The organism is Intestinibacter sp. (assembly GCF_051866655.1).
Taxonomy (GTDB): Bacteria; Bacillota; Clostridia; order Peptostreptococcales; family Peptostreptococcaceae; genus Intestinibacter.
In genome coordinates, this window is the sequence record NZ_JBJDXL010000181.1 from 1 (window position 1) to 5,203 (window position 5,203).

Below are 5,203 nucleotides of genomic sequence, written 5' to 3' on the forward strand. Positions count from 1 at the left end.
TTTCTCTTTTATTTAACTCATTAAGACTAATTATCATATTTTTCACCTCAACATTATTACCAAATTTATTATACAAATAGGATTAATGTTTGTCAAGTATTTTTACTTGATACTTATAATACTATTTTATCTGAGCATAAAACATATCTATATCTCATATACACAATTTAAGGTAGGTCTAAGCCTACCTTAAATATTTATATTATAATCAAATTTAACAAATTATATAACTATAATTATTTAACTAATTCTAATGTATCTCTAGCTATCATTAATTCTTCGTTAGTTGGTATTAATAATACTTTAACTTTAGAATCAGCAGCAGATATAACTCTTTCTTCTCCTCTTACTTTGTTAGCTTCAGCGTCCATTTTAACACCTAATACTTCTAAGTCAGAAGCGATTTCTAATCTGTTGTCTATACCATTTTCACCTAAACCAGCAGTAAATACTATAGCATCTACACCGTTCATTTCAGCAGCATAAGCACCTATATATTTTTTAACTTTTTTGTGGTAAGCAGCTAATGCGTTTATAGCTTTAGTGTCACCTTTTTCTGCAGCTTCACCGATATCTCTGAAGTCAGAAGATATTCCAGTCATTCCGTATACACCAGATTCTTTATTCATTAATTTATCTATACCATCAGCATCTAAGCCTTCTTTTTTCATTATGAAAGGTAATATAGCTGGGTCTATGTCACCACATCTAGTTCCCATTATTAAACCTTCAAGTGGAGTAAGTCCCATTGTAGTATCTACAACTTTTCCACCATCTACAGCAGCTATAGAAGCTCCATTTCCTAAGTGGCAAGTTATTATTTTTAAATCAGCTATGTCTTTTCCTAACATAGCAGCAGCTCTTTGAGATACATATTTGTGAGAAGTTCCGTGGAATCCGTATCTTCTTACACCGTATTGTTCATATAGTCTGTATGGAAGACCATATAAATATGAAGATGCTGGCATTGTTTGATGGAATGCAGTATCAAATACAGCAACATTTGGAACACCTGGAAGTACTGCTTTTATAGCATCTATACCCATTAAGTTTGCTGGGTTGTGAAGAGGAGCTAAATCGTTGCAAGATTTTATAGCTTCTATAACTTCGTCAGTTATTACAACTGAAGATGCGAATTTTTCTCCACCGTGTACAACTCTGTGTCCTACAGCGTTTATTTCAGCCATTTCTTTAACTCCACCGTAAGTTGGATCTAAAACACCTTCAAGAACTAATTTTATAGCATCTTGATGATCTTTCATAGGTTGTTCTTTAACGTATTTACCTTCTACACCGTCTTTTTTTTGAGTAAGTATAGAACCTTCTATACCTATTCTTTCAACTAATCCTTTACATAATACTGCTTCATTTTCCATATCGATTAATTGATATTTTAATGAAGAACTACCACAGTTTAAAACTAATATTTTCATTAGTAAACCTCCTTAATATTTAATGAATAATATGTATTAAGCCTTAATGACTTTTATTTTATTATACTACATAAAAAAGCCTTAATTAATAAAGATTGTTAAATTAATATAGACTTTTTATTTTCTAATAAATTCAGACAATTAAAATTCCTAAATTAATATATCATTTTTTTCAAAAAAAGTACATACTATTTTGAATAAAAAAAACATATTCATTTACTTATTGTCTCATATATAATTATAATATATTTATTGCATTATTGGTTAAAAAAAATACAATTTATCGATATTTTATTTATATATTTTAAATAATTTTTCAATATCTATTTAATAGCCCTTGAATTATTATTCCAATTAATTAAAATAATAATCATATTATATAAAAAAGGAGAAAATTTTATGAATTTACTTGGTTTAATAGTGGAATACAATCCATTTCACAATGGTCATTTATACCATTTAAATGAATCAAAAAAAATCACCGGCGCAACTCATACAATAGCTGTAATGAGTGGTAATTTTATGCAGAGAGGTACACCTGCTCTTTTAGATAAATTTACTAGGGCTGAAATGGCTGTAAAAAACGGAGTCGATCTAGTTGTAGAACTACCTACACTGTACTCATGCCAGAGTGCAGAAATTTTTGCACATGGAGGGATAACTTTACTTAATTCCCTAAACTGTGTAAATTCTGTATGTTTTGGAAGTGAAATAGGCGATGTAGAAATACTGTATTTAATAGCAAAAATCTTAATAGAGGAGCCCTCAGAGTTTAAAAATACTCTTAAAAATCGCTTAAATGAAGGTCTACCGTTCCCAAAGGCTAGATCATCTGCCTTATTTGATTATATAAGCGAAAATAAGCTGTACAATACTTCAAAAGAAAACTTGACAGAAATATTAAATTCTCCAAATAACATCCTTGGAATCGAGTACATAAAGATCATATTAAAGCTAAATAGCCCAATTAAGCCGTATACAATAAATAGAATTAATTCTGGCTACAATAGTTTAAATATAGACAATTCTATATGCTCTGCATCTGCAATTAGAAATGCTTTAAAAAATAATAGAGATTTAAATGCTATAAATTATACTATTCCAAAGCCAACTTATGATATGATAAATAATGTTTTAGAAAATGGATTCAAGCCTGTTTTTGAAGACGACTTTTACCAAATACTATATTCTATAATAATTAGGGATAAAGACAATTTAATCGATTACTTCGAAGTAAATGAGGGTATTGAAAATAAAATTTATAATTCTGTATTTAAATGCACAAATTTCGAAGAGCTCCAAAATGAAGTAAAATCTAAGCGATATACTATGACTAAAATTTCTAGAACGCTGAACAATATCATGCTCGGAATAAAAAAACAAGATATTCTGAAAACCAAGGATTTAAATAGTGTACCTTACTTGAGAGTTCTAGCCTTCAACGATAAAGGCTGCGAAATACTTAAACAAATAAAAAATAATTCTGATATCGAGGTTATCACAAAATTTTCCAAAATAAAACATATTGATAGGGATAACTTCAAAACTTTGATAAACTACGATATTAAAGCCACTAATATGTACAATTTAATATACTATAAAAATAATATTTCTATGTTAAAGGGGCCTATGGATTACATGACCTCTCCTAAATACATAAAATAATACAAAATCATAACTAGGAGGAAAATAATGGAAAACAACACTGCAATTGAAGATCTATCGAGTTCTTCAAAAATTACATCTAAAAACAACTCTATAAAAGGAACATTATTCGCACTAATCGCTGGAACATTGTGGGGATTATCTGGTATATGTGCACAATTTTTATTTCAACAGAGAAATCTTACTCCTGAATGGGTAGTATGCATTAGACTTATCTCTTCTGGAATAATACTACTATCTATAGCCTATATAAAGGAAAAAAACGAAATATTTAAAGTTTTTAAATCTAAAAAGCACACTAAGGATTTGGTTTTATTCGGTATTTTAGGTATGTTTGGAGTTCAATACAGTTATTTTGTAGCTATAAAATACTCAAATGCCGCTACAGCGACTGTTATACAGTATTTAGGACCTGCTATTATACTGATTTACCAATCATTAAAAAGTAAATCACTGCCTTCATCTATAGAATTATTTGCGTTGATACTTTCACTGTTAGGCGTATTTGTTTTAGTAACCCATATGGATATAACTAGTCTAGTTATCTCCGAAAAAGCCTTATTTTGGGCAGTAACAGCCGCATTTTGCCTTGCATATTATACTGTTAAGCCTGGTAACCTACTAAACAGCTTCAGCAATATATGCGTAACCGGTTGGGGAATGTTAATTGGAGGCGTAGCATTTAGCTTTATAAAACCTATATTCGATATAAGTGGAACTTTTGATATATACACTATAGCTGTAATAATAATAGTAATAATATTTGGTACAGTTATTCCATTTAGCATATATGTCATAAGTACAAAATTGATAGGACCTACTAAGACTAGTTTATTTTCGACAATAGAGCCTGTATCATCTGCTGTATTTTCTATATTTTTATTAGATCTTGTATTTGGATTTATGGATTTTTTAGGTACAGCTATGATAATCGCCATGGTTATTATATTGTCTATAAATAAAAAAGAAAAATCATCAGATTGTGCTTAGCTTTACATATTATTTTAGATAAAAAAACTCCCTTTACAGTTTTATTTAAAATTAAAACTTATAAAGGGAGTTTTTTGCATTTTAGTTTTGTGATTTGATATATATTTTAATATATACTAATAATTATATAGCATATATTATTTACCTATAAACATTTGTGTCCAGTAAATTGTACCTTTAGAATCCTTAGCTATACCTACACCTAATTCAGTAAAATTAGTACTAAGTATATTAGCTCTGTGACCTGAAGAATTCATCCAAGAGTTCATAACTTCAGTAGGAGTTTTTTGACCTTTTGCTATATTTTCTCCTGCAGCTTTATAGCTTATACCAAATGATTTCATCATATCGAATGGAGAGCCATAAGTAGGCGATGTATGGTCAAAATATCCTTTATTTATCATATCTTGTGATTTTATTGTTGCCACATTTGATAACTCTTTATTTAAAGTAAGTGGCTTTAATCCATTGGCTTTTCTTTCTTTATTTACTATTTCTAATACTTCTAATTGTTCCTTTGTGAAATCTGAATTTGTAGTATCGTTTGAATTATTGTCATCAGTTTGATCTTCTCCACTGTTTGGAAGGTCGTTGTCTTCTGTATTATTTTCTTGTGAATTATTTTGATCGTTATTATCTGTATTTAAATTATTATTTTCATTTGTTTGGTTGTTATCAGTATCTTCTATTTGGTTATTGTTATTGTTTTCTGTTTGATTATTATCTATATCCTCTTTATTATTTGAATCTTCTTCGCTACTAGGTATTTTATCTGTACAATCATCTTTAATCGAAGGTTTCGATGGTTTAACTATACATAGAGAATTTATATCAAATTTATATTTCTTGCCATTTACACAAACATATATTTGACCTTTTGCCCTACTAGTATCGACTTTTTTAACCTGTAATGCATTTGAAAATGCCACATTTGATGCCGTCATTATTGTAACAGCTCCTAAAACTACTAATCTTTTTAACTTCTTATTCATATAAACACCTCACTATATTTTTTTATAATGCATTGGAAAGGGTAGCGTACTTGCTGCGCCAAGTACTTAAATTATATTCCTTTGAAATTGTGGATAAATATAATTTCCGTCATGCATTTCAAG

Annotated in this window: 4 protein-coding genes; 2 read left to right on the plus strand and 2 right to left on the minus strand. The window is 28.9% G+C overall.

Annotated elements, in window-relative coordinates:
- Positions 1–236: 236 nt before the first annotated feature.
- Positions 237–1,433, minus strand: coding sequence for an acetate/propionate family kinase (locus tag ACI3VO_RS05490; RefSeq protein ID WP_439756945.1), 1,197 nt, complete (start codon positions 1,431–1,433; stop codon positions 237–239).
- A gap of 399 nt (positions 1,434–1,832) precedes the next feature.
- Here ACI3VO_RS05490 and ACI3VO_RS05495 point away from each other — a divergent pair, with 399 nt between their 5' ends.
- Positions 1,833–3,098, plus strand: coding sequence for a nucleotidyltransferase (locus ACI3VO_RS05495; RefSeq protein ID WP_439756946.1), 1,266 nt, complete (start codon positions 1,833–1,835; stop codon positions 3,096–3,098).
- 27 nt (positions 3,099–3,125) lie between these two features.
- Positions 3,126–4,088, plus strand: a complete 963-nt coding sequence (locus ACI3VO_RS05500; RefSeq protein WP_439756947.1) for a DMT family transporter — start codon at positions 3,126–3,128, stop codon at positions 4,086–4,088.
- A 137-nt stretch (positions 4,089–4,225) separates the two neighbouring features.
- On the opposite strand, the gene ACI3VO_RS05505 is transcribed toward ACI3VO_RS05500, so the two are convergent.
- Positions 4,226–5,080 (minus strand): CAP domain-containing protein, encoded by an 855-nt coding sequence (locus ACI3VO_RS05505; RefSeq protein ID WP_439756948.1) that lies wholly within the window; start codon positions 5,078–5,080, stop codon positions 4,226–4,228.
- Between the last annotated feature and the right edge of the window lie 123 nt (positions 5,081–5,203).

Excerpts from the sequence above, each read along its gene's own strand:
- ACI3VO_RS05505 (WP_439756948.1), bottom strand. The coding sequence starts at position 5,080 with ATGAATAAGAAGTTAAAAAGATTAGTAGTTTTAGGAGCTGTTACAATA.
- ACI3VO_RS05500 (WP_439756947.1), top strand. The coding sequence starts at position 3,126 with ATGGAAAACAACACTGCAATTGAAGATCTATCGAGTTCTTCAAAAATT.
- ACI3VO_RS05490 (WP_439756945.1), bottom strand. The coding sequence starts at position 1,433 with ATGAAAATATTAGTTTTAAACTGTGGTAGTTCTTCATTAAAATATCAA.
- ACI3VO_RS05495 (WP_439756946.1), top strand. The coding sequence starts at position 1,833 with ATGAATTTACTTGGTTTAATAGTGGAATACAATCCATTTCACAATGGT.